The sequence below is a fragment of the Streptococcus infantis genome, assembly GCF_018499575.1.
Lineage (GTDB): Bacteria > Bacillota > Bacilli > Lactobacillales > Streptococcaceae > Streptococcus > Streptococcus infantis_K.
The window spans coordinates 122,681-143,132 of sequence record NZ_JAHDAP010000002.1; the positions used below are offsets into that span (position 1 = coordinate 122,681).

The 20,452-nt window shown below is 43.2% G+C and carries 21 protein-coding genes; 13 read left to right on the plus strand and 8 right to left on the minus strand.

The annotated features are described in order from the left end of the window. Positions 1–25 precede the first annotated feature (25 nt). From KJR31_RS06615 to KJR31_RS06650, 8 genes are all read left to right on the plus strand, one after another. The gene (locus KJR31_RS06615; protein ID WP_000216443.1) at positions 26–391 is read left to right on the plus strand and encodes an Asp23/Gls24 family envelope stress response protein; all 366 of its coding nucleotides are present in this window, start codon (positions 26–28) and stop codon (positions 389–391) included. Between the two features lie 2 nt (positions 392–393). Next, the gene (locus KJR31_RS06620) at positions 394–2,061 is read left to right on the plus strand and encodes a DAK2 domain-containing protein (protein ID WP_214262634.1); all 1,668 of its coding nucleotides are present in this window, start codon (positions 394–396) and stop codon (positions 2,059–2,061) included. A gap of 125 nt (positions 2,062–2,186) precedes the next feature. Continuing rightward, positions 2,187–2,393, plus strand: coding sequence for a hypothetical protein (locus tag KJR31_RS06625; RefSeq protein WP_025170070.1), 207 nt, complete (start codon positions 2,187–2,189; stop codon positions 2,391–2,393). Further along, a complete protein-coding gene (locus KJR31_RS06630; protein WP_000709296.1) occupies positions 2,390–2,584 on the plus strand; it encodes a hypothetical protein in 195 nt (64 codons plus the stop codon). The genes KJR31_RS06625 and KJR31_RS06630 overlap by 4 nt, the downstream gene beginning before the upstream one ends. Further along, positions 2,571–3,455: an ABC transporter ATP-binding protein gene (locus tag KJR31_RS06635; RefSeq protein ID WP_214262635.1), complete on the plus strand. Its 885-nt coding sequence runs from the start codon at positions 2,571–2,573 to the stop codon at positions 3,453–3,455. Before KJR31_RS06630 ends, KJR31_RS06635 begins: the two co-directional genes overlap by 14 nt. Before the next feature lies 1 nt (position 3,456). After that, the gene (locus KJR31_RS06640; RefSeq protein WP_214262636.1) at positions 3,457–4,194 is read left to right on the plus strand and encodes an ABC transporter permease; all 738 of its coding nucleotides are present in this window, start codon (positions 3,457–3,459) and stop codon (positions 4,192–4,194) included. Next, a complete protein-coding gene (locus KJR31_RS06645; protein WP_214262637.1) occupies positions 4,194–5,291 on the plus strand; it encodes a sensor histidine kinase in 1,098 nt (365 codons plus the stop codon). The genes KJR31_RS06640 and KJR31_RS06645 overlap by 1 nt, the downstream gene beginning before the upstream one ends. After that, a complete protein-coding gene (locus KJR31_RS06650) occupies positions 5,292–5,891 on the plus strand; it encodes a response regulator transcription factor (RefSeq protein ID WP_214262638.1) in 600 nt (199 codons plus the stop codon). A gap of 54 nt (positions 5,892–5,945) precedes the next feature. Here the strand turns inward: KJR31_RS06650 and KJR31_RS06655 are convergent, their stop codons facing one another. The 3 genes from KJR31_RS06655 to KJR31_RS06665 form a co-directional block, all read right to left on the minus strand. Beyond that, positions 5,946–8,597 carry a valine--tRNA ligase gene (locus KJR31_RS06655; protein ID WP_214262639.1) on the minus strand — a complete coding sequence of 884 codons (2,652 nt, stop codon included), beginning with the start codon at positions 8,595–8,597 and terminating at the stop codon, positions 5,946–5,948. Positions 8,598–8,626: 29 nt separating this feature from the next. Further along, positions 8,627–9,196 carry a GNAT family N-acetyltransferase gene (locus tag KJR31_RS06660; protein WP_214262640.1) on the minus strand — a complete coding sequence of 190 codons (570 nt, stop codon included), beginning with the start codon at positions 9,194–9,196 and terminating at the stop codon, positions 8,627–8,629. A gap of 277 nt (positions 9,197–9,473) precedes the next feature. Beyond that, positions 9,474–9,869, minus strand: a complete 396-nt coding sequence (locus KJR31_RS06665; RefSeq protein WP_214262641.1) for a helix-hairpin-helix domain-containing protein — start codon at positions 9,867–9,869, stop codon at positions 9,474–9,476. A 213-nt stretch (positions 9,870–10,082) separates the two neighbouring features. Between KJR31_RS06665 and KJR31_RS06670 the strand changes: the two genes are divergently transcribed. From KJR31_RS06670 to KJR31_RS06690, 5 genes are all read left to right on the plus strand, one after another. After that, a complete protein-coding gene (locus KJR31_RS06670; RefSeq protein WP_214262642.1) occupies positions 10,083–10,835 on the plus strand; it encodes an isoprenyl transferase in 753 nt (250 codons plus the stop codon). 8 nt (positions 10,836–10,843) lie between these two features. After that, a complete protein-coding gene (locus KJR31_RS06675; RefSeq protein WP_214262643.1) occupies positions 10,844–11,647 on the plus strand; it encodes a phosphatidate cytidylyltransferase in 804 nt (267 codons plus the stop codon). Positions 11,648–11,668: 21 nt separating this feature from the next. Further along, positions 11,669–12,925 carry an RIP metalloprotease RseP gene (gene rseP / locus KJR31_RS06680; protein WP_214262644.1) on the plus strand — a complete coding sequence of 419 codons (1,257 nt, stop codon included), beginning with the start codon at positions 11,669–11,671 and terminating at the stop codon, positions 12,923–12,925. A 16-nt stretch (positions 12,926–12,941) separates the two neighbouring features. After that, positions 12,942–14,795 (plus strand): proline--tRNA ligase, encoded by a 1,854-nt coding sequence (locus tag KJR31_RS06685; RefSeq protein WP_214262645.1) that lies wholly within the window; start codon positions 12,942–12,944, stop codon positions 14,793–14,795. A gap of 109 nt (positions 14,796–14,904) precedes the next feature. Continuing rightward, positions 14,905–16,284 (plus strand): glycoside hydrolase family 1 protein, encoded by a 1,380-nt coding sequence (locus KJR31_RS06690; protein WP_214262646.1) that lies wholly within the window; start codon positions 14,905–14,907, stop codon positions 16,282–16,284. 77 nt (positions 16,285–16,361) lie between these two features. Here the strand turns inward: KJR31_RS06690 and KJR31_RS06695 are convergent, their stop codons facing one another. The 5 genes from KJR31_RS06695 to KJR31_RS06715 form a co-directional block, all read right to left on the minus strand. Continuing rightward, positions 16,362–17,036: a rhomboid family intramembrane serine protease gene (locus KJR31_RS06695; RefSeq protein WP_214262647.1), complete on the minus strand. Its 675-nt coding sequence runs from the start codon at positions 17,034–17,036 to the stop codon at positions 16,362–16,364. Continuing rightward, entirely contained in the window at positions 17,020–17,559 is a 540-nt protein-coding gene (locus KJR31_RS06700) for a 5-formyltetrahydrofolate cyclo-ligase (protein WP_214262648.1), read from the minus strand. The genes KJR31_RS06695 and KJR31_RS06700 overlap by 17 nt, the downstream gene beginning before the upstream one ends. A 3-nt stretch (positions 17,560–17,562) precedes the next feature. Then, a complete protein-coding gene (locus KJR31_RS06705; RefSeq protein ID WP_214262649.1) occupies positions 17,563–18,693 on the minus strand; it encodes an N-acetyldiaminopimelate deacetylase in 1,131 nt (376 codons plus the stop codon). A 61-nt stretch (positions 18,694–18,754) separates the two neighbouring features. Then, entirely contained in the window at positions 18,755–19,453 is a 699-nt protein-coding gene (gene dapD / locus KJR31_RS06710; RefSeq protein WP_214262650.1) for a 2,3,4,5-tetrahydropyridine-2,6-dicarboxylate N-acetyltransferase, read from the minus strand. A gap of 63 nt (positions 19,454–19,516) precedes the next feature. After that, on the minus strand, positions 19,517–20,449 hold the full coding sequence (locus tag KJR31_RS06715; protein WP_214262651.1) for a DMT family transporter: 933 nt from the start codon (positions 20,447–20,449) through the stop codon (positions 19,517–19,519). Between the last annotated feature and the right edge of the window lie 3 nt (positions 20,450–20,452).

Here is a 20,452-nt window from a genome sequence, read left to right on the forward strand (position 1 = left end):
GTATCAACTAGTTGAGGTAAAAAAAATGACTGTAAAAATTAATACAAAAGATGGTCAAGTCGAACTGACAGATGATGTGATCGCTACTGTCGTAGGTGGTGCAGCAACTGAAATTTTTGGTGTAGTCGGTATGGCTAGTAAAAATGCCCTCAAAGATAATTTCCAAGCCCTTCTTGGTAAGGAAAATTATTCAAAAGGTGTAGTCGTTAAAGCAGCTGAAGACGGTAGTATTGCAGTTGATGTATATACTGTATTGAGCTACGGTACAAAAATCAGTGAAGTTTCAAAAAACATCCAAGAGCGCGTTCGCTTTAGTTTAGAGAACCAACTTGGAATCACTGCGCAAACTGTGAATGTCTACATTCAAAATATCAAAGTTGTAGGAGAATAATCGTGTCAAATATTACTACAAGCTTATTTCAAGAAATGGTACAGGCTGCTTCAACTCGTTTGAACAAGCAAGCCGAATATGTCAATTCATTGAACGTTTTCCCAGTTCCAGATGGAGATACAGGAACAAACATGGGGATGACTATCGAAAATGGTGCTAAGGAAGTCGCAGACAAACCAGCTTCAACAGTTGGTGAGGCTGCAAGTATCTTGGCTAAAGGTCTTTTGATGGGTGCGCGTGGAAACTCAGGAGTTATCACTTCTCAGCTTTTCCGTGGATTCTCACAAGCCATCAAGACAAAAGAAGAGTTAACAGGGAAAGACCTAGCCCTTGCCTTCCAATCAGGTGTTGAGGTTGCCTACAAGGCTGTTATGAAGCCAGTTGAAGGAACTATCTTGACTGTATCACGTGGAGCTGCCATCGGTGCTAAGAAAAAAGCAGAACAGACAGATGACGCAGTTGAAGTGATGCGTGCAGCCTTAGAGGGAGCTAAAGCAGCTCTTGCTAAAACTCCTGAAATGCTTCCAGTATTGAAGGAAGTTGGAGTTGTGGACTCAGGTGGTCAAGGTTTGGTCTTCATCTATGAAGGTTTCCTTTCAGCTCTTACTGGTGAATACAGCGCTTCTGAGGACTTTGTTGCTACTCCAGCAAATATGAGTGAGATGATCAATGCTGAACACCACAAGTCTGTAGCTGGACATGTGGCAACAGAAGACATTACCTTTGGTTACTGTACTGAAATCATGGTTGCCCTTAAACAAGGTCCAACTTATGCTAAAGAGTTTGACTACGAAGAATTCCGTAACTACTTGAACGACCTTGGAGATTCTCTACTTGTTGTCAATGACGATGAAATCGTTAAAGTTCACGTCCATACAGAAGATCCAGGACTTGTCTTGCAAGAAGGTCTAAAATACGGTAGCTTGGTCAAGGTTAAAGTCGATAACATGCGTAACCAACACGAAGCGCAAGTAGAAAAAGAAGAAGCTCAAGTCAGCAAGCCAGCTGAAGAAAAAGAATATGCTCTTATCGCAGTAGTAGCTGGACAAGGCTTGGCAGACATCTTCCGTGCACAAGGTGTAGACTATGTCATCGAAGGTGGACAAACCATGAACCCTTCTACAGAAGACTTTATCAAGGCTGTTGAGAAAGTCAATGCTCGCAATATCATCTTCTTGCCAAACAACAAAAATATCTTCATGGCAGCTCAATCTGCAGCTGAAGTATTGGAACAACCAGCTGTTGTGGTAGAAGCTCGTACAATTCCTCAAGGATTGACTAGTCTTCTTGCCTTTGATCCAAGCAAATCAATCGAAGAAAACCAAGAACGCATGACTGCAGCCCTTGGCGATGTTATCAGTGGTAGTGTAACAACAGCCGTTCGTGATACAACTATCGATGGCTTAGAAATCCATGAAAATGACAATCTTGGTATGGTAGATGGGAAGATCCTCGTGTCAAATCCTGATATGCACCAAACCTTGACTGAAACTTTGAAACACATGTTGGATGAAGACAGTGAAATCGTAACTTTCTATGTCGGAGAAGATGGAAGTGAAGAATTGGCTAACCAAATCGCCCAAGAAATCGCAGAAGAATTCGAAGATGTCGAAGTAGAAATTCACCAAGGTCAACAACCAGTTTACCCATATCTTTTCAGTGTGGAATAAAGATTAAATAATAAGAAAAAGAAAGTTGAGAAATCAACTTTCTTTTTTTGTGACATTTGTCATATTTCCTCATGACAGAAGCTTCTAGTGACACAACCTTCAAAGAATTATAATAGATGTATCAAATGGAGGAAGAAAAAATGAAACATAAAGTAATTGTCGCAATGAGTTTAGTAGCAGCAGGAGTCATGACTTATCTCATGTTTTCAGGATTGGACGAAGGCTTCTATCATTTTCCTTGGGAGTTATTTGCAGGATTTGGTATGATGTCTTGGTTGATCCGAGAAGGTTTAAAATTGGTCTCAGATGTGAAAAAGGAGTTTGAAAAATGAAAAAAGCGATTCTCTATCTTTTTATTGCACTATCACTAGTGGTATGGTTGGTCGAAATGTTTACAGGGTGGTTTGACCAAGCCTTCCTTCACCAAGTCATTCGTGGTGCCTGGGGTCTAGGATTTATGATTTTTATCGCCTTTCCGATGGGGAAGGAGTGGTTGAAAGGAGAATATCATGAACATGATTAAGGTAGAAAGCCTAAATAAAAGCATCAAGGGCAAGGCTATTTTGAAGGATATTTCCTTTGAGGTAGCAGAGGGCGAATGCGTCGCCTTGATTGGGCCAAATGGTGCCGGAAAGACTACACTCTTGGACTGTTTGCTTGGAGATAAATTGGTCACCAGCGGTCAAGTATCCATCCAAGGCTTGCCAGTGACGAGTTCTCAGTTAGACTATATTAGAGGCTACCTCCCTCAAGAAAATGTTATTGTTCAGAAATTAAAGGTTAAAGAGTTGATTGCTTTCTTTCAAAGCATTTATCCAAATCCCTTGAACAATCAGGAGATTGATCAACTATTGCAGTTTGACAAGCAGCAAAAAGAACAATTAGCAGAAAAATTGTCAGGTGGGCAAAAGCGTCTCTTTTCATTTGTCTTGACCTTGATTGGCCGACCAAAGCTTGTCTTTTTAGATGAGCCAACTGCGGCCATGGATACTTCAACCCGTCAACGTTTTTGGGAAATTGTCCAAGACTTAAAAGCGCAGGGGGTCACCATTCTCTATTCGTCTCATTATATTGAGGAAGTAGAGCATACAGCGGACCGGATTTTGGTCTTAAATAAGGGAGAGTTGATTCGTGATACGACACCTCTAGCCATGCGCAGTGAGGAGATTGAAAAGCACTTCATCCTACCTCTAGCTTACAAGGAAGTCGTCGAACAGTCTAACTTGGTTGAAAACTGGTCACAAAAACAAGATGCCCTGCAAGTAGTTACACGCGAAGCAGATGCTTTCTGGGAACTGTTAGTCCAGGCAGGCTGTAGGATACAAGAAATTGAAGTCAATAACCGTAGCTTGCTAGATACAATCTTTGAAGAAACACAAAAGGGAGATGACTAAGATGAAACGATGGATCGCACTAAACAAGATTGAATTTCTATTGACCAAACGACAACTAGTCTATTATCTATTATCCGTAGGGATGCCGACGGCCTTCTATTTATTCTTTTCAGGCATGTACCAGGATACACCAGGTGGGCCGGCTAATTTTATGCGCGACTACCTCATCTCCATGACGGCCTTTTCCATGATGTCGACAGCTATCTTTTCATTCCCAGTTGTTTTACATACCGATAAAATCAACAACTGGCAGAAAACATTACGCCATACTCCAGTAAATATGGTAGAATATTATCTATCAAAGATAACAAGTATGATAGTTGATTATTTGGTTTCAATCCTGGTTGTTTTCTCAGTTGGGCACTTGGTCAGAGGTGTGGATATGCCTTTAGGAAGCTGGATTGGGGCTGCGCTCTTGCTGATTGCGGGAAGTGTAGCTTTTGTAGCGCTTGGCTTGATCCTGACACTCTTACCGTCTAGTCAGCTGATGTCTGTCGTGGGCAATCTTCTCTATCTAGGATTGGCTGTTTTAGGCGGACTCTGGATGCCCATCACTTTATTTCCAGACTGGATGCAAGCAATCGGTAAGTGTCTGCCAACCTATCAGTTGATGGAGTTGCTCAAGACCTTCTTAAACGAGGGTGGCATCAATTTATCAGCCACAGTTTATCTACTTGTTTTTTCAGCAGTTTTGTTTGGTTTGACTATTTACCTTCAAGGTCATAAGGAGAATGCTTAATGCTTGAAAGACTAAAAAGCATACACTATATGTTTTGGGCCAGTTTGATTTTTATGGTTTTCCCTATCCTCTCTGCAGTGGTTGGGGAAATTCCTAGCTGGCATCTATTAGTTGATATTCTATTTGTGGTGGCTTACTTAGGCGTTTTAACCACCAAGAGTCAGCGTTTATCCTGGCTTTTTTGGTTCATCATGTTAGCTTATGTGGCTGGAAATACCGCCTTTATTTATGGGAACTATGTGTGGTTCTTCTTTTTCCTTGCTAATCTTTTGATTTATCATTTTAGAGTTCGTAGCCTACGTTCTCTTCATGTCTGGACTTTTCTCCTTGCTCAAGTTCTTGTTGTTGGACAACTCATGATGTTTCAGTCAGTCGAAACTGAGGCTGTAGCCTTTGAGCTTGGGATTCTTACTTTTGTCGATTTGATGACATTGGGCTTGGTTCGGATTCGCATTGTCGAGGATTTGAAAGAAGCTCAGGCCAAGCAAAATGCCCAGATAAATCTATTGCTAGCTGAAAATGAACGCAGTCGTATCGGTCAGGATTTGCATGATAGTCTGGGACATACCTTTGCCATGCTGAGTGTCAAGACAGATCTGGCCCTGCAGTTATTTCAGATGCAGGCCTATCCACAGGTGGAGAAGGAATTAAAAGAAATTCACCAGATCAGCAAAGATTCCATGAATGAAGTGCGTACCATCGTGGAAAATCTGAAATCACGGACTTTAGCATCAGAGATTGAAACTGTCAAAAAGATGCTGGAGATTGCTGGAATTGAGGTTGAGGTTGACAATCAATTGGACAAGGCTAGCCTGACCCAGGATGTGGAGTCGACGGCTGCTATGATTTTGTTAGAACTGGCGACCAATATCATCAAACATGCCAGTGCTGAAAAAGCCTATCTAAAACTGGAACGTACAGATCAGGAATTGCTATTGACGGTCAGAGATGATGGGAAAGGTTTTGCAACTGTAAAAGGAAATGAACTCCATACAGTCCGAGATCGTGTTGCAGCCTTCTCAGGTCAAGTAGAGCTGGTCAGTTTGAAACATCCAACAGAGGTGCGCGTGCATCTGCCTTATAAGGAGAGAAAGTAGATGAAAGTATTAGTCGCAGAAGACCAAAGTATGCTGAGAGATGCCATGTGCCAGCTCTTAAGTTTTCAGCCAGATGTGGAGACTGTCTTGCAGGCAAAAAATGGAGCCGAAGCTATCGAAATTTTGGAGAAAGAAGCAGTAGATATTGCCATCCTTGACGTCGAAATGCCAGTCAAGACAGGACTCGAAGCACTCGAGTGGATCAAACAAGAAGTGCCTGAAACCAAGGTGGTTATCGTTACGACCTTTAAACGCCCAGGTTATTTTGAACGAGCGGTCAAAGCAGGAGTCGATGCCTATGTCTTGAAAGAGCGAAGCATTGCCGAACTCATGCAAACCCTACATACTGTGTTAGAGGGACGTAAGGAGTATTCTCCAGAGCTCATGGAAGTCATGATGACCCATCCCAATCCCTTGACCGAACAAGAAGTCGCTGTTTTACATGGAGTTGCCCAAGGCCTCTCCAACCAAGAGATTGCTGACAAGCTTTACCTCTCAAACGGCACCGTCCGTAATTACATGACCAATATCCTCTCCAAACTAGGCGCCAGCAACCGAACCGAAGCAGCCAAAACTGCCGAAGAAGAAGGCTGGTTGTGAGGTGAGAAGTAAGAAAAAATCTCTTAGAAATGAATCTAAGAGATTTTTTAATGTTTATTTCACCAACTTGTTCATCTCATCAATACGTGCTACGGTTGCGTCGTATTTTGCTTGGTAGTCGGCTTGTTTGTCGCGTTCTTTTTGGACGACTTCTGGTTTGGCGTTGGCTACGAAGCGTTCGTTAGAGAGCTTCTTACCAACCATGTCCAGTTCTTTTTGCCATTTAGCGAGTTCCTTGTCGAGGCGAGCCAATTCTTCTTCGACATTGAGGAGGTCTGCCAGTGGTAAGTAGATTTCTGCTCCTGTGATGACGCTTGACATTGCAAGTTCAGGTGCAGGGATGTTTGATGCGATTTCCAAGTGTTCTGGATTTGTGAAGCGTTTGATGTAGTTGACATTGCTGTTAAAGAAGGCTTCCAAGTCGCTATCACTTGTCTTCACAAGGATGGTGATTGGCTTGCTTGGTGCAACATTTACTTCAGCACGCGCATTACGAACAGCACGGATCAAGTCTTTGAGGCTTTCGACACCCGTGTGAGCAGCAAGGTCTTCAAAGGCTGGGTTGACAGTTGGGTATGCAGCTGTGACGATAGAGCCTTCTGAGATTTGTCCAAAGATTTCCTCTGTCACGAATGGCATGATTGGGTGGAGGAGACGAAGGATCTTGTCTAAAGTGTAAAGGAGAACAGAACGTGTGATAACTTTCTCTTCTTCGTTATCGCTATAAAGGACTTCCTTAGTCAACTCAACGTACCAGTCCGCAAACTCATCCCAGATGAAGTTGTAGAGGATGTGTCCAGCCACACCAAATTCAAACTTATCAAAGTTTTCATTGACTTTGCCGATAGTTTCATTGAGGTTGTGGAGAATCCAGCGGTCTGTGACATTTCCAGCTTCCTTGTTAACAACTTTTTCCACATTGGCAGTAGCTTGCTCAAGGGTCAAACCTTCATTGTTCATGAGGATGTAGCGAGAGATGTTCCAGATCTTGTTAATGAAGTTCCATGAAGCATCCATTTTCTCATAAGAGAAGCGCACGTCTTGCCCTGGTGCAGAACCGTTTGAAAGGAACCAACGAAGGGCATCGGCACCGTATTTCTCGATAACATCCATTGGGTCAATACCGTTTCCGAGAGATTTAGACATCTTGCGTCCTTGCTCATCACGGATAAGACCATGGATAAGGACATTTTGGAATGGTTGACGGCCAGTGAATTCCAATGATTGGAAGATCATACGAGACACCCAGAAGAAGATGATGTCATAACCTGTTACCAAGGTTGAAGTTGGGAAGTAGCGTTTGAAGTCTTCAGAGTCGACATCCGGCCAGCCCATGGTTGAGAATGGCCAAAGGGCAGAACTGAACCACGTATCCAAAACATCTTCGTCTTGAGTCCATCCGTCACCTTCCGGAGCTTCTTCACCGACATACATTTCACCCTCAGCATTGTACCAAGCAGGGATTTGGTGACCCCACCAGAGCTGACGAGAGATTACCCAGTCATGGACATTTTCCATCCATTGGAGGAAGGTATCGTTGAAACGAGGTGGGTAGAATTCTACCTTGTCCTCTGTGTCTTGGTTGGCAATAGCATTCTTAGCCAATTGGTCCATCTTGACGAACCATTGAGTAGACAAGCGTGGCTCGACCACAACACCTGTACGTTCTGAGTGACCAACACTGTGGACACGTTTTTCGATTTTAACGAGGGCACCGATTTCTTCCAATTTAGCAACGACTGCCTTACGAGCTTCAAAACGGTCCATGCCTGCAAATTCGAAAGCCAAGTCGTTCATAGTTCCGTCGTCGTTCATAACATTGACTTGTGGCAAGTTGTGACGTTGACCAACTAAGAAGTCGTTTGGATCGTGGGCAGGAGTGATTTTCACAACACCAGTCCCAAACTCAGGATCTGCGTGCTCGTCGGCAACGATTGGAATCAATTTATTAGCGATTGGAAGGATGACGTTTTGACCAATCAAGTCCTTGTAGCGTGGGTCTTCTGGATTGACCGCAACGGCAACGTCCCCAAACATAGTCTCTGGACGAGTTGTAGCAACTTCAAGGGCGCGTGAACCGTCTTCTAGCATGTAGTTCATGTGGTAGAAGGCACCTTCGACGTCCTTGTGAATCACTTCGATATCAGAAAGGGCTGTACGAGCTGCTGGGTCCCAGTTGATGATAAACTCACCACGGTAGATCCAGCCTTTCTTGTAAAGGTCCACGAAGACCTTACGAACCGCTTTTGACAAACCCTCGTCAAGAGTGAAACGCTCACGAGAGTAGTCTACAGAGAGCCCCATCTTGCCCCATTGTTCCTTGATGGTAGTGGCGTATTCGTCTTTCCATTCCCAAACCTTATCGAGGAATTTCTCACGACCCAGGTCATAACGGGAAATACCCTCACCACGCAAGCGCTCCTCAACCTTAGCCTGAGTCGCAATCCCCGCGTGGTCCATACCAGGAAGCCAAAGAGTATCAAAGCCTTGCATCCGTTTTTGACGGATGATGATATCTTGCAAAGTCGTATCCCAAGCGTGACCGAGGTGGAGTTTACCAGTTACGTTTGGTGGTGGAATCACGATTGAATAAGGCTTAGCCTTTTTATCGCCAGAAGGCTTGAAAACATCTTCATCAAGCCATTTTTGGTAACGACCAGCCTCAACCTCGGCTGGATTGTATTTAGGTGAAAGTTCTTTAGACATGTGTTTGTCCTTTCTAATTAATTCTATTTTTAATGTTGACCTTGAGTCTCCCACTCACTCTTCAGCAAGCCGTATCTCAAATCATCACAGCGGTTGCCTTGAGCATCTTTGCGGTCTCTTATGCGAGCTTCAAGAGTGAAACCGAGTTTTTCAGCGACGCGTTGACTTTGGACATTGTATCCAAAGCAGACCAGTTCTATCTTGTGAAGTCCTAAATCTTTAAAACCTAGATCAATCAAGGTACGAGCTGCTTCTGGTACATAACCGCGGCCCCAATAATCTGGGTGCAAGATATAGCCAATCTCCAGTACATCGTCTTCGTGGCGATGGTTGAAATCAACTGAGCCGATGATCTTATCAGTCCCTTTGACCACAATTCCATAGCCAGCAGGGAGATTGTCTTTTTGATTGCGCTCAGGAAGGATGTGTTCTAAGTAATAGATTTCATCTTCCAAGGTCTTGACGGGTGGAAAACCTGCTGGGTAAGAAACCTCTGGCAGACTAGCGTAGGCATGGATAGCCTCAGCATCGGCCACAGTACGGACTCTTAAAACGAGTCGCTCAGTCTCTATTCGTTCTGGCAGTTCAGCTCTTGTCATTTTCCTCCCTCGCTTTCTACAAAAAAATCGCCCCTGTCATTAATCTGACAGGGACGAATGTGTTTATCCGCGGTACCACCCAATTTCGGGCAGAGCCCGCAACTCTCGTCTTTAAAACAAAAAGACATTATTATTTCATTTTCATCCATTAGCAACCAGTTTTGACACATTTGTGGACTTCTCAGCTCCGCCACTTTCTGTAAAATGTGGGACTCAAAACACCTCTAATGGCTATATTTTAACAAGTTTTTGACGGAAATGCAAGGAACAAGAAAGATTACTTGAACTTGATGCCGTTTTCTTTTAATTTCTTGATTGTAGCTGGACCGATTCCTTTCAAAGCAAGGAGTTCATTTTCTGTCCAGTTTTTGAAGTCAGCAGCAGATTTGATCCCTTCATCGTAGAAAGTTTTAGCACGGTCAAGTGGAAGTCCGCCTAGGTCAGCTGCGAAATCTTCAACAGAAGTTGTAAGCTTGTGGGCTTGCTCTTTAGTTGCTTCTACAGCTTTTTCTACTTGCTTAGAGACAGCTTTTCCTGCCTCACTTGCTGCGTGCTCTGCATGTTTAACGACCTTCTTTGTTTCTTCGACAACTTTATTCACAGCACTTGAAAACGCACCTGAACGACGAAGGCTATTTCTTAATTGTTTTTTACGTTGTAGTTTCTTTGACATGGTAAGATCCTTTCAATAAAAAACCCTTGTGATTGAACAAGGATAAATCTTTATGTTTTATTGTACCAACTTTCTCTGTGAAATGCAAGGCTTGTTAGTTTAGAAAGATAGGAGTTCTATAGGGAATTCCGCCTTAGAATAAGAGAATATGATAGAAGAAAAGCGAAAAATATGGTATAATGAAACGATAGATTTTTGAATAGGAATACAATCATGTTTGGATTTTTAAAAAAAGATAAAGTAACAGAAACACCAGTAGTAGTGCCAGCGCATATCGGAGTTATCATGGATGGCAATGGTCGTTGGGCTAAAAAACGGATGCAACCGCGTGTCTTTGGTCATAAGGCTGGGATGGATGCTTTGAGAACGGTAGCGATTGCTGCTAGCGATATGGGTGTCAAGGCTATGACTGTTTATGCCTTCTCGACTGAAAACTGGACACGGCCAGACCAGGAAGTCAAGTTTATCATGAACTTGCCTGTTGAATTTTATGATAAATATGTCCCCGAATTGCACCAGAAGAACATGAAGATCCAAATGATTGGGGAGACTGATCGTTTGCCTAAACAAACTTTCGAAGCTTTGAAAAAGGCAGAAGAGTTGACCAAGTTGAATACTGGTTTGATTCTCAATTTTGCCCTTAATTACGGTGGACGAGCTGAAATTACACAAGCAGTCAAGTTGATTGCTCAGGATGTTTTGGATGCTAAGGTGAATCCAGGTGATATTACAGAAGAGTTGATTGGGGAGTACCTCTTCACTGGACATTTGCCGAAAACCTTGCGCGACCCAGACTTAATCATCCGAACTAGTGGCGAGCTTCGTTTGAGTAATTTCTTGCCTTGGCAAGCAGCTTATAGTGAACTTTATTTCACAGATGTCTTGTGGCCGGATTTCGATGAGCAAGCCTTGAAGGAGGCTATTGCAGAGTTTAACCGCCGCAATCGTCGATTTGGAGGAGTTTAGGAAAAGTTATGAAAAAGGATTTATTAAAGAGAACCATATTTGCCGCTCTGGCATTAGCAATCTTTATCCCGCTCTTGGTGATTGGTGGGCTTTGGTTACAGATTGCTATGGGACTTCTAGCCATGCTAGGGGTTCATGAGTTGCTTCAGATGAAAGGGTTAAATACCATGACCCCTGAGGGCTTGCTGACCTTGTTAGCAACTTTTGCACTGACAATCCCCCTAGAAAACTACTTGACATTTTTACCTGTAGATGGGAATGTTGTCGCATATGGTGTTGTGATTTTTATCATGTTAGGTTGCACTGTTTTTAGCAAGAATTACACCATTGAGGACGCTGTATACCCGATTGCCATGAGTTTCTATGTTGGTTTTGGCTTCAACGCTTTAGTCGATGCTCGAATCGCAGGTTTGGATAAAGCGCTCTTGGCCCTCTGTATCGTATGGGCAACAGATAGTGGTGCTTATCTCATAGGAATGAATTTCGGCAAGAGAAGATTGGCTCCAAGAGTTTCTCCTAACAAATCAGTCGAAGGAGCTTTTGGTGGTATTGTAGCAGCTATGCTTGTTACACTCATCTTTATGTTAGTGGATAGTACAGTTGCCCTTCCTTATGGTATTTACAAAATGACGCTCTTTGCTATTTTCTTTAGTATTGCAGGTCAATTGGGTGACTTGATTGAAAGTGCCATGAAACGCCATTTTGGAGTCAAGGATTCAGGATTCTTTATCCCTGGACATGGTGGGGTGCTGGATCGCTTTGACTCTATGTTGGCTGTTTTCCCTATTATGCACCTATTCGGCTTATTTTAAGGAAAGGTGAACAGATATTAAATGTTAGGATTATTAACCTTTATCCTTGTTTTTGGAATTATCGTGGTGGTTCACGAGTTCGGACATTTCTACTTTGCTAAGAAGTCTGGAATTTTGGTTCGTGAATTTGCCATTGGTATGGGTCCGAAAATCTTTGCCCATATCGGGAAAGACGGGACTGCTTACACGATTCGTCTCCTACCACTTGGTGGTTATGTCCGCATGGCAGGTTGGGGTGAAGATACTACAGAGATTAAGACAGGAACTCCTGTTAGTTTGACCTTAGCCGAAGATGGCAAGGTGAAGCGCATCAATCTTTCTGGTAAGAAGGTAGACCAAACGGCTCTTCCGATGCAAGTAACCCAGTTTGACTTTGAGGATAAACTTTTTATCACAGGTCTGGTCTTAGAAGAGGAAAAAACTTTCTCCGTAGACCATGATGCAACTATCGTGGAAGCTGATGGAACAGAAGTTCGTATCGCTCCGCTAGATGTTCAATACCAGAATGCGACTGTCTGGGGCAAATTGATTACCAACTTTGCAGGCCCCATGAATAACTTTATCCTGGGAGTTATCGTCTTCTGGATTTTGATTTTCATGCAGGGTGGTGTTCGTGATACACAAAGTAATAACTTTAGTATCATCCCTGATAGCGCGATTGCAAAGGTCGGTGTTGAAAATACGGCCCAAATCACTAAAGTCGGTTCACACAAAATTAGTAACTGGCAAGATTTGATTCAGGCAGTTGAAGTAGAGACCAAGGATAAAACAGCACCTGTATTGGATGTAACAGTCTCTGAAAATGGAACTGAAAAACAAGTCAGTGTGACCCCTGAGGAAAACCAAGGTCGCTATATTCTAGGTGTTCAACCGAGACTCAAATCAGATATCTGGTCTATGTTTGTAGGTGGATTCACCTCTGCTGCTGACTCGGCTTTACGAATTCTCAACGCCTTGAAGAGCTTGATTTTCCAGCCTGACTTGAATAAATTGGGTGGACCTGTTGCTATCTTTAAGGCAAGTAGTGATGCTGCTAAAAATGGTCTTGAGAATGTTTTGTTCTTCTTGGCTATGATTTCCATCAATATCGGGATTTTCAACTTGATTCCTATCCCGGCACTTGATGGTGGGAAAATCGTGCTCAATATTATTGAAGCTATTCGTCGCAAACCATTGAAACAAGAAATTGAAACCTATGTTACTCTAGTTGGAGTTGTGATTATGGTTGTCTTGATGATCGCCGTGACTTGGAACGACATCATGCGTACCTTCTTTTAAGAATTAGAGGAAAAATATGAAACAAAGTAAAATGCTTATTCCAACGCTTCGCGAAATGCCAAGCGATGCTCAAGTTATCAGCCACGCTCTTATGTTGCGTGCTGGTTATGTTCGTCAAGTATCGGCAGGTGTTTATTCTTACCTACCACTTGCTAACCGTGTTATCGAAAAAGCTAAGAAGATCATGCGCCAGGAATTTGACAAGATGGGTGCCGTTGAGATGTTGGCTCCAGCCCTTCTCAGTGCGGACCTGTGGCGTGAGTCTGGCCGTTATGAAACTTACGGTGAAGACTTGTACAAATTGAAAAATCGTGAGAAGTCAGACTTTATCTTGGGTCCAACTCATGAAGAAACCTTTACAGCTATTGTCCGTGATTCTGTCAAGTCTTACAAGCAATTGCCACTGAATCTCTACCAAATCCAACCTAAATACCGTGACGAAAAACGTCCGCGTAATGGACTTCTTCGTACTCGTGAGTTCATCATGAAAGATGGTTACAGCTTCCACGCTAACTACGATAGTTTGGATGTAACCTATGATGAGTATAAGGCAGCCTATGAGCGTATCTTCACTCGTAGTGGCTTGGACTTTAAAGCTATCATCGGTGACGGTGGAGCCATGGGTGGTAAGGATAGCCAAGAGTTTATGGCCATCACACCTGCTCGTACAGACCTTGATCGTTGGGTGGTATTGGATAAATCTGTCGCATCATTTGACGAGATTCCGTCTGAAGTGCAAGAAGAAATCAAGGCAGAATTGCTGAAATGGATGGTTTCTGGTGAAGATACCATTGCCTACTCAAGCGAATCAAGCTATGCAGCCAACTTGGAAATGGCAACCAACGAGTACAAACCAAGCAACCGTGTTGTGACTGAAGATCAAGTGGCTCGCGTGGAAACACCAGGTGTCAAATCGATTGATGAAGTAGCAGCCTTCCTAAATGTTTCAGAAGAAGCAACCATCAAGACCTTGGTTTATATCGCAGACGAGGAGCCAGTTGTTGCCCTACTCGTTGGCAATGACCAACTCAATGAAGTCAAATTGAAAAACTACCTTGGTGCAGACTTCTTGGAGCCTGCAACTGAGGAAGAAGTGAAAGAATTGTTGGGAGCGGACTTTGGTTCACTTGGCCCAGTCAATCTTCCAGAAAATGTCAAGATTATCGCAGACCGCAAGGTCCAAGATAGCCGCAATGCTGTTGCTGGTGCTAACGAAGATGGCTACCACTTGACTGGTGTCAACCCAGGTCGTGACTTCACTGCCGAGTATGTCGATATCCGTGAAGTTCGTGAAGGTGAAATTTCTCCAGATGGAAAAGGTATTCTCAACTTTGCCCGTGGTATCGAGATTGGTCACATCTTTAAACTTGGAACTCGTTACTCAGCAAGTATGGGAGCAGATGTCTTGGATGAAAATGGTCGTGCTGTGCCAATCATCATGGGGTGCTATGGTATCGGTGTAAGCCGTCTCCTTTCAGCGGTTATGGAGCAACACGCTCGCCTCTTTGTAAATAAAACTCCAAAAGGTGAATACCGTTACGCTTGGGGAATCAACTTCCCTAAAGAATTGGCGCCATTTGATGTGCACTTGATTCCAGTGAATGTCAAGGATGAAGCAAGTCTTGCATTGACAAATCGTATCGAAGAAGCTTTGGTTAATAAAGGCTACGAAGTCTTGACAGATGACCGTAACGAACGTGTCGGTGTTAAATTCAGCGATAGCGATTTGATTGGTCTTCCAATCCGTATCACTGTTGGGAAGAAAGCAGCTGATGGTATCGTAGAAGTCAAGATCAAGGCGACAGGAGATACGATCGAAGTTCACGCAGATAATCTGCTTGAAACCCTTGAAATTCTCACAAATAAATAAATCTATAATCAGAAGAAAAACAAGACAAAAATGTAACTAGTTTTTGCCTTGTTTTTTCTTTATAATGAGATAAAATAAAGTTAAAATGAGTAAATAAAGAGGTAGAGCTATGCTAAAATTTCCAAAGGATTTTGTCTGGGGTTCCTCAACTTCTGGACCACAGACAGAAGGACGAGTACCTGGTGACGGCAAGGGAGATAATCTCTGGGATTATTGGTACCAAGTAGAGCCCAATCGCTTCTATAATGGGATTGGACTAGACAAAACATCGACCTTTTATGAAAATTGGGAAAAAGATATCGAACTGTTGTTAGAAACAGGTCACACAGCCTTTCGGACTTCTATCCAGTGGTCTCGTATTTTCCCGCAGGGTCGTGGAGAAGTCAATCCTCAAGGTGTGGCTTTCTACCGTCAGGTCTTTGAAGCGATTAAGGCTAAGGGCATCCGTCTCTTAGTCAATCTCTACCATTTTGACTTGCCTTTTGCCCTTCAAGAAGATGGCGATGGTTGGGAAAATAAGGCGACCATCAAGGCTTACGAAGACTATGCTCGTTTTTGTTTTGAGACCTATGGTGACTTGGTAGATCAGTGGATTACCTTCAATGAGCCGATCGTACCTGTTGAGTTTGGCTATTTCTATGATGCTCATTATCCACATAAGGTGGATGCCAAAGCTGCGGTTCAGGTAGCCTATAACACTCAACTGGCAAGCACTCTTGCAGTTAAGGCTTGTCACGAAATTCTGCCAAATTCTAAGATTGGGATTGTCCTCAACTTGACACCAGCTTATCCACGTAGTCAACATCCTGCGGATGTGAAAGCTGCTCGTATAGCAGATCTCTTTCAAGCGCAATCTTTCTTAGATCCATCAGTCTTGGGAACTTATCCAGAAGAACTAGTGAAAATTTTAGCTGAGCATGATTTGCTGCCAGATGCTACAGCAGAAGAATTGGAACTCATTCGCCAACATACAGTAGACTTTCTTGGAGTCAATTACTACCAACCCTTGCGTGTTATGGCGCCACGTTTTGCTAAGCACCCGGATAGTCCACTCTTGCCAGAGCATTTCTATGAGCCTTATGTCATGCCAGGTCGTAAGATTAATCCCCACCGTGGTTGGGAAATCTATGAGCAAGGGATTTATCATATCGCTCAAAACATCAAGGAAAACTATGGCAACATCGAGTGGATGTTGACCGAGAATGGTATGGGTGTTGAAGGTGAAGATAAATTCCGGGAAAACGGTATGATTCAAGATGATTATCGTATCGACTTTGTCAAAGGGCACCTGCGTGAACTTCATCGTGCTATCGAAGATGGTGCCAACTGTAAAGGCTACTTGATCTGGACCTTTATCGACTGCTGGTCATGGCTCAATAGCTATAAAAACCGTTATGGTTTAGTCGAGCTTGACTTAGAAACGCAAGAACGCCTCTTGAAAAAATCAGGCCACTGGTTCAAAGAACTCAGTGACAATAATGGGTTTTAAGCAACTTTTCAAATAGATTTAAAAAAACCATTGGAAATAAAGCTCTCTGAGAGAGATTCCAATGGTTTTTCTTTGTTTTAAAGTAATCCGATAAAAAGTAGTAGGGCTGATAAAGCGATGAAAGCTAGGGTTGCAAGACCACGTTGGACTGGGCTGTATATCTTTCGTTCTCCTCGGACTGGGAAGACGATAGCCAGTAATGCGCCACCAACAGCTCCACCCACATGCCCCGCAAGGCTGATGCCAGGGATTAAGACACTACCTACTAGGTTGATGACTAAGAGGGAGAGATAGGATTGCCCAAGCTGTTGCAGGTAGGGATTGCGTGAAGCATACCGAAGAACGACAATAGAAGCGAACATGCCGTAAAGGGCAGTTGAGGCTCCAGCTGAGATGGCATTAGGACTAAAGACCAAAACAAAGAGATTCCCCATCATCCCTGATAAGAGATAGATAAAGAAAAATTGTTTGGAACCAAAGATGTCCTCCATCTGACGCCCCAAAAAGTAGAGGGATAGCATGTTGACTAAAAAGTGCTGCAAGCCAATGTGGACAAAGATTGCTGAAAACAGGCGCCAGATTTGTTCAGGCATGGCCTTTATGGCAGGAGGGTAAATAGCACCAAACTGATACAAGGTCGCTGCACTGGTGTAGTTGAAACCACTGGTTAAAAACATGATGACAAAAACCAGGGTTGTCACAAGAAGAAAGAAGCTCGTGACAGGATAACGACGATCAAAAATCTCTTTCATAGATGAGTACCTCCTTAACGGGAATATCGTGTGATTCAGGATGGAATTCCTGAATCTGACATGGATAAAGTGTGCTGATGGAGTTTCCAGAATAATGGCTCAAATATCTGTCATAGTAGCCACCACCATACCCAACCCGATAGCCAGAAGGATTGAATGCCAAACCAGGAACATGAATTAGGTCAATCTGAGAAGATTCAAGGATTGTAAACTCTCCTTGAGGTTCAAGAAGTCCAAAAGAATTTCTTTCGAGTTTCTCTGGTTCATATAGAACAAAGTCCATTTTCCCATGTGGATAGGTTTTGGGGATGAGGATGGTTTTCCCATCTTTTTGAGCCTGTTCAATGAGTCTAGCTGTCTGAAATTCATGGGGAAAAGACAGATAAGTGGCGATTGTATTTGCTTCTTTGTAAAAAGGATGTTGAAGGAGCTGATTGGTAATCCAATCGTTCATGTTTCGCTTTTCTTCTGCAGATAGGGATTTGAGTTCTTGTAAGACCTGCTTGCGTAGGATTTTTTTCATAGTTTACTCCGCAGCTTTCTTGGCTAAGAAGCTTGATACGGCATCGACACCGATAGCCAGAGCTTCTTCCTTAGGACTCATCTTTGGATGATGAAGGGCATAGGGACTATCAATACCTAGCCAGAACATGACGCCGGGAACCTTAGAGAGAAGATAACCAAAGTCCTCCCCTGTCATGGCAGGCGCAATATCGATGAGTTCAATTTCCTCTTTTTCATCAAAGAAGGTCATCAATTCTCGGGCTAGTTCAGGGTTGTTTTCAACTGGTAAATAACCTCCCTGCTTGAGTTCAATCTCTACATCTATATCAAAAGCAGCAGCCACGCCCTCAGCGATGGCTTTGACACGTTTCTGAACCAAGAGACTCATACTATGTGTAAGAGCTCGGATGGTTCCATGCAAGAAGGCTGTATCAGCGATGACATTATTGGTTGTACCAGCTTGAAAAACACCAAAAGTGACGACAGCTCCCTCGATAGGATCGACGTTACGGCTGACAACTGACTGGACTTGAGTCACAAAATAGCTAGCTGCAACCAGAGCATCGTTTGCTTCATGTGGAAAGGCAGCGTGTCCCCCTTTACCCTGAAAGCGAATCTTAACTTCGCATGTTCCTGCAAAGAGTGTATGGGTATTGGTCGCAATCTGTCCAACTTTTAAGTCTGGACGAACATGAAGACCATAGAATTGGTCAGGCAACCAGTCACCAAAGGCATCATCTTCATACATGAGCATGCCGCCGGCCTCATTTTCTTCCGCAGGTTGAAAGAGAAAGAGGAGGTTGTTTTTTGGTTGTTTTTCTAAAGCACGTTCGAGACTTCCAAGGGCAATGGTCATATGAAAATCATGCCCACAAGCATGCATGCGGTCTGGATGTTGAGAGGCAAAAGGAAGGCCTGTTTGTTCAACAATTGGGAGGCCATCAATGTCTGTCCGCCAACCGATGGTACGTTCTGGCTGACTTCCTTGTAAGTAAACTAAAATACCAGTTCGCCAGGTACGAATCTGAACAAAATCCTTGCCAGCTGTTAATTTCTCAATGACATTGAGCAAATAAGCGTGAGTCTTGAATTCTTCTAAGCCAATCTCAGGAATTTGGTGAAGATCGCGTCGAGTTTGAATCAAATCTAACATATCTAATTTCTTTCTATTGATACGATAAAGAGGCTGGAAAGGTTTCCGCCTCTGTTACTCATTACAAGGTGCGAAGCGCATCTTCTAGCGCTGTTTTTTGTTGGGTTTGGCTATCGATTTCTTTGATAACACGAGCTGGAACACCAGCTACCACAACATTTTCTGGTACATCTTGAGTGACGATGGCACCTGCCGCAACAACAGAACCGCTACCGATTTGAACACCCTCGATGACCACAGCATTAGCACCGATGAGTACATTGTCACCGACACGAACAGGCTCAGCACTAGCGGGCTCGATCACACCTGCAAGAACAGCACCGGCACCGACATGACTATTTTTACCGACAATAGCGCGGCCACCTAGAATAGCTCCCATATCAATCATAGTGCCAGCACCGATTTCAGCACCGATGTTGATAACAGCTCCCATCATGATAACAGCATTGTCACCAATTTCAACCTGGTCACGGATGATAGCGCCTGGTTCGATACGAGCATTGATATTGCGCTTATCAAGGAGAGGTACAGCTGAATTGCGAGCGTCTTGTTCAACAACATAGTCCTTGTTTTCTGTAAGTCCTTCAAGAAGTGGAGCGATATCTTTCCAATCTCCAAAGAGAACATTTCCAAGCTTGGTAACAGAAGCAGGGATAGATCCAGCAAGTTGTCCTTCAAAGGTTACTTTTACACTGGTCTTTTTCTCAGCATTGGCGATAAATTGGATAATTTCTTGTGCATTCATTTTTGTAGCAGTCATAGGGGTCTCCTCACTCTTTATAATGCATACTATTCTACCAAAAAAGGCTTCAAAATTGAAGCCTTAAGTGTTAAAAGAAGTTTCTTTCATTTTATCCTTTGATTCTTCGATGGATAAGAAGACCATTGGAATAATAATCAAAATCATAGCTAATAGCAGATAGCCATCCAAGACTAAACCTAGAAACAGAACGCTTAGAATCGCCGATGATAAAGGTTCGCTTGCACTGACCACTGATACCACCAATGGGGAAACGAGTGAGACAGCCTTCATGGATAGGAAGAAGGCAAAGGCTGTTCCAAAAAAGGCAATGGTCAAACAAATCAAGATGCTTACCCAATCAAGCTGAAAGCTTATTCTATAAACAGGGTAGAGAAAATTACTAAAGAGTCCAGCAAGCAGCATTCCCCAACCAACAGTGGGAACGAAACCATATTTTCGAGCAAATGGCTGGGGCAAAATGACATTAAACATAACGCCTAGCGCACTGAGAAGTCCTGTCAACAAGGCTAGAGGGGTGATGGATAACTTAGACAAATCGCCTTTGGTGGCCATCAAAAAGACCCCAAGCATAGCCGTCAAAACATAGAAGATTGCTTTTTTAGAAGCCTTTTTCTTGTAGACGATGCGGTTGTAGATAAGAATGAAGACAGGACTGATAAATTGTAGGATGGTTGCCGTTGTCGCATTAGAGTATTCTACACAGAGATAAAAGAAATACTGGACAGAGAAGATTCCTAAGATAGCATATGCCAGAAAAGGCAGATAGTTGTTACGATTTCTCCAAAGGTTGAATAACTGTGAGCGGAACTTAAAGCTAGAAAAGATAAGTACGAAACCACCTGCAATACTTAATCGCATAGAAGTAATCCAACCGGAGGAGACTTGATAATGGGTAAAGAAGAATTCTCCTAAAATGCCACAAATACCCCATATTAGTCCAGATAGGAGGGAGTAGATGGTCCCCTTAAAAATATTCTTTTGATATTGATTCATGAA

Coding starts and splice junctions, on each gene's coding strand:
- KJR31_RS06615 (WP_000216443.1), top strand. CDS start 26: ATGACTGTAAAAATTAATACAAAAGATGGTCAAGTCGAACTGACAGAT.
- KJR31_RS06625 (WP_025170070.1), top strand. CDS start 2,187: ATGGAGGAAGAAAAAATGAAACATAAAGTAATTGTCGCAATGAGTTTA.
- KJR31_RS06630 (WP_000709296.1), top strand. CDS start 2,390: ATGAAAAAAGCGATTCTCTATCTTTTTATTGCACTATCACTAGTGGTA.
- KJR31_RS06635 (WP_214262635.1), top strand. CDS start 2,571: ATGAACATGATTAAGGTAGAAAGCCTAAATAAAAGCATCAAGGGCAAG.
- KJR31_RS06640 (WP_214262636.1), top strand. CDS start 3,457: ATGAAACGATGGATCGCACTAAACAAGATTGAATTTCTATTGACCAAA.
- KJR31_RS06645 (WP_214262637.1), top strand. CDS start 4,194: ATGCTTGAAAGACTAAAAAGCATACACTATATGTTTTGGGCCAGTTTG.
- KJR31_RS06650 (WP_214262638.1), top strand. CDS start 5,292: ATGAAAGTATTAGTCGCAGAAGACCAAAGTATGCTGAGAGATGCCATG.
- KJR31_RS06655 (WP_214262639.1), bottom strand. CDS start 8,597: ATGTCTAAAGAACTTTCACCTAAATACAATCCAGCCGAGGTTGAGGCT.
- KJR31_RS06660 (WP_214262640.1), bottom strand. CDS start 9,196: ATGACAAGAGCTGAACTGCCAGAACGAATAGAGACTGAGCGACTCGTT.
- KJR31_RS06665 (WP_214262641.1), bottom strand. CDS start 9,869: ATGTCAAAGAAACTACAACGTAAAAAACAATTAAGAAATAGCCTTCGT.
- KJR31_RS06670 (WP_214262642.1), top strand. CDS start 10,083: ATGTTTGGATTTTTAAAAAAAGATAAAGTAACAGAAACACCAGTAGTA.
- KJR31_RS06675 (WP_214262643.1), top strand. CDS start 10,844: ATGAAAAAGGATTTATTAAAGAGAACCATATTTGCCGCTCTGGCATTA.
- rseP (WP_214262644.1), top strand. CDS start 11,669: ATGTTAGGATTATTAACCTTTATCCTTGTTTTTGGAATTATCGTGGTG.
- KJR31_RS06685 (WP_214262645.1), top strand. CDS start 12,942: ATGAAACAAAGTAAAATGCTTATTCCAACGCTTCGCGAAATGCCAAGC.
- KJR31_RS06690 (WP_214262646.1), top strand. CDS start 14,905: ATGCTAAAATTTCCAAAGGATTTTGTCTGGGGTTCCTCAACTTCTGGA.
- KJR31_RS06695 (WP_214262647.1), bottom strand. CDS start 17,036: ATGAAAGAGATTTTTGATCGTCGTTATCCTGTCACGAGCTTCTTTCTT.
- KJR31_RS06700 (WP_214262648.1), bottom strand. CDS start 17,559: ATGAAAAAAATCCTACGCAAGCAGGTCTTACAAGAACTCAAATCCCTA.
- KJR31_RS06705 (WP_214262649.1), bottom strand. CDS start 18,693: ATGTTAGATTTGATTCAAACTCGACGCGATCTTCACCAAATTCCTGAG.
- dapD (WP_214262650.1), bottom strand. CDS start 19,453: ATGACTGCTACAAAAATGAATGCACAAGAAATTATCCAATTTATCGCC.
- KJR31_RS06715 (WP_214262651.1), bottom strand. CDS start 20,449: ATGAATCAATATCAAAAGAATATTTTTAAGGGGACCATCTACTCCCTC.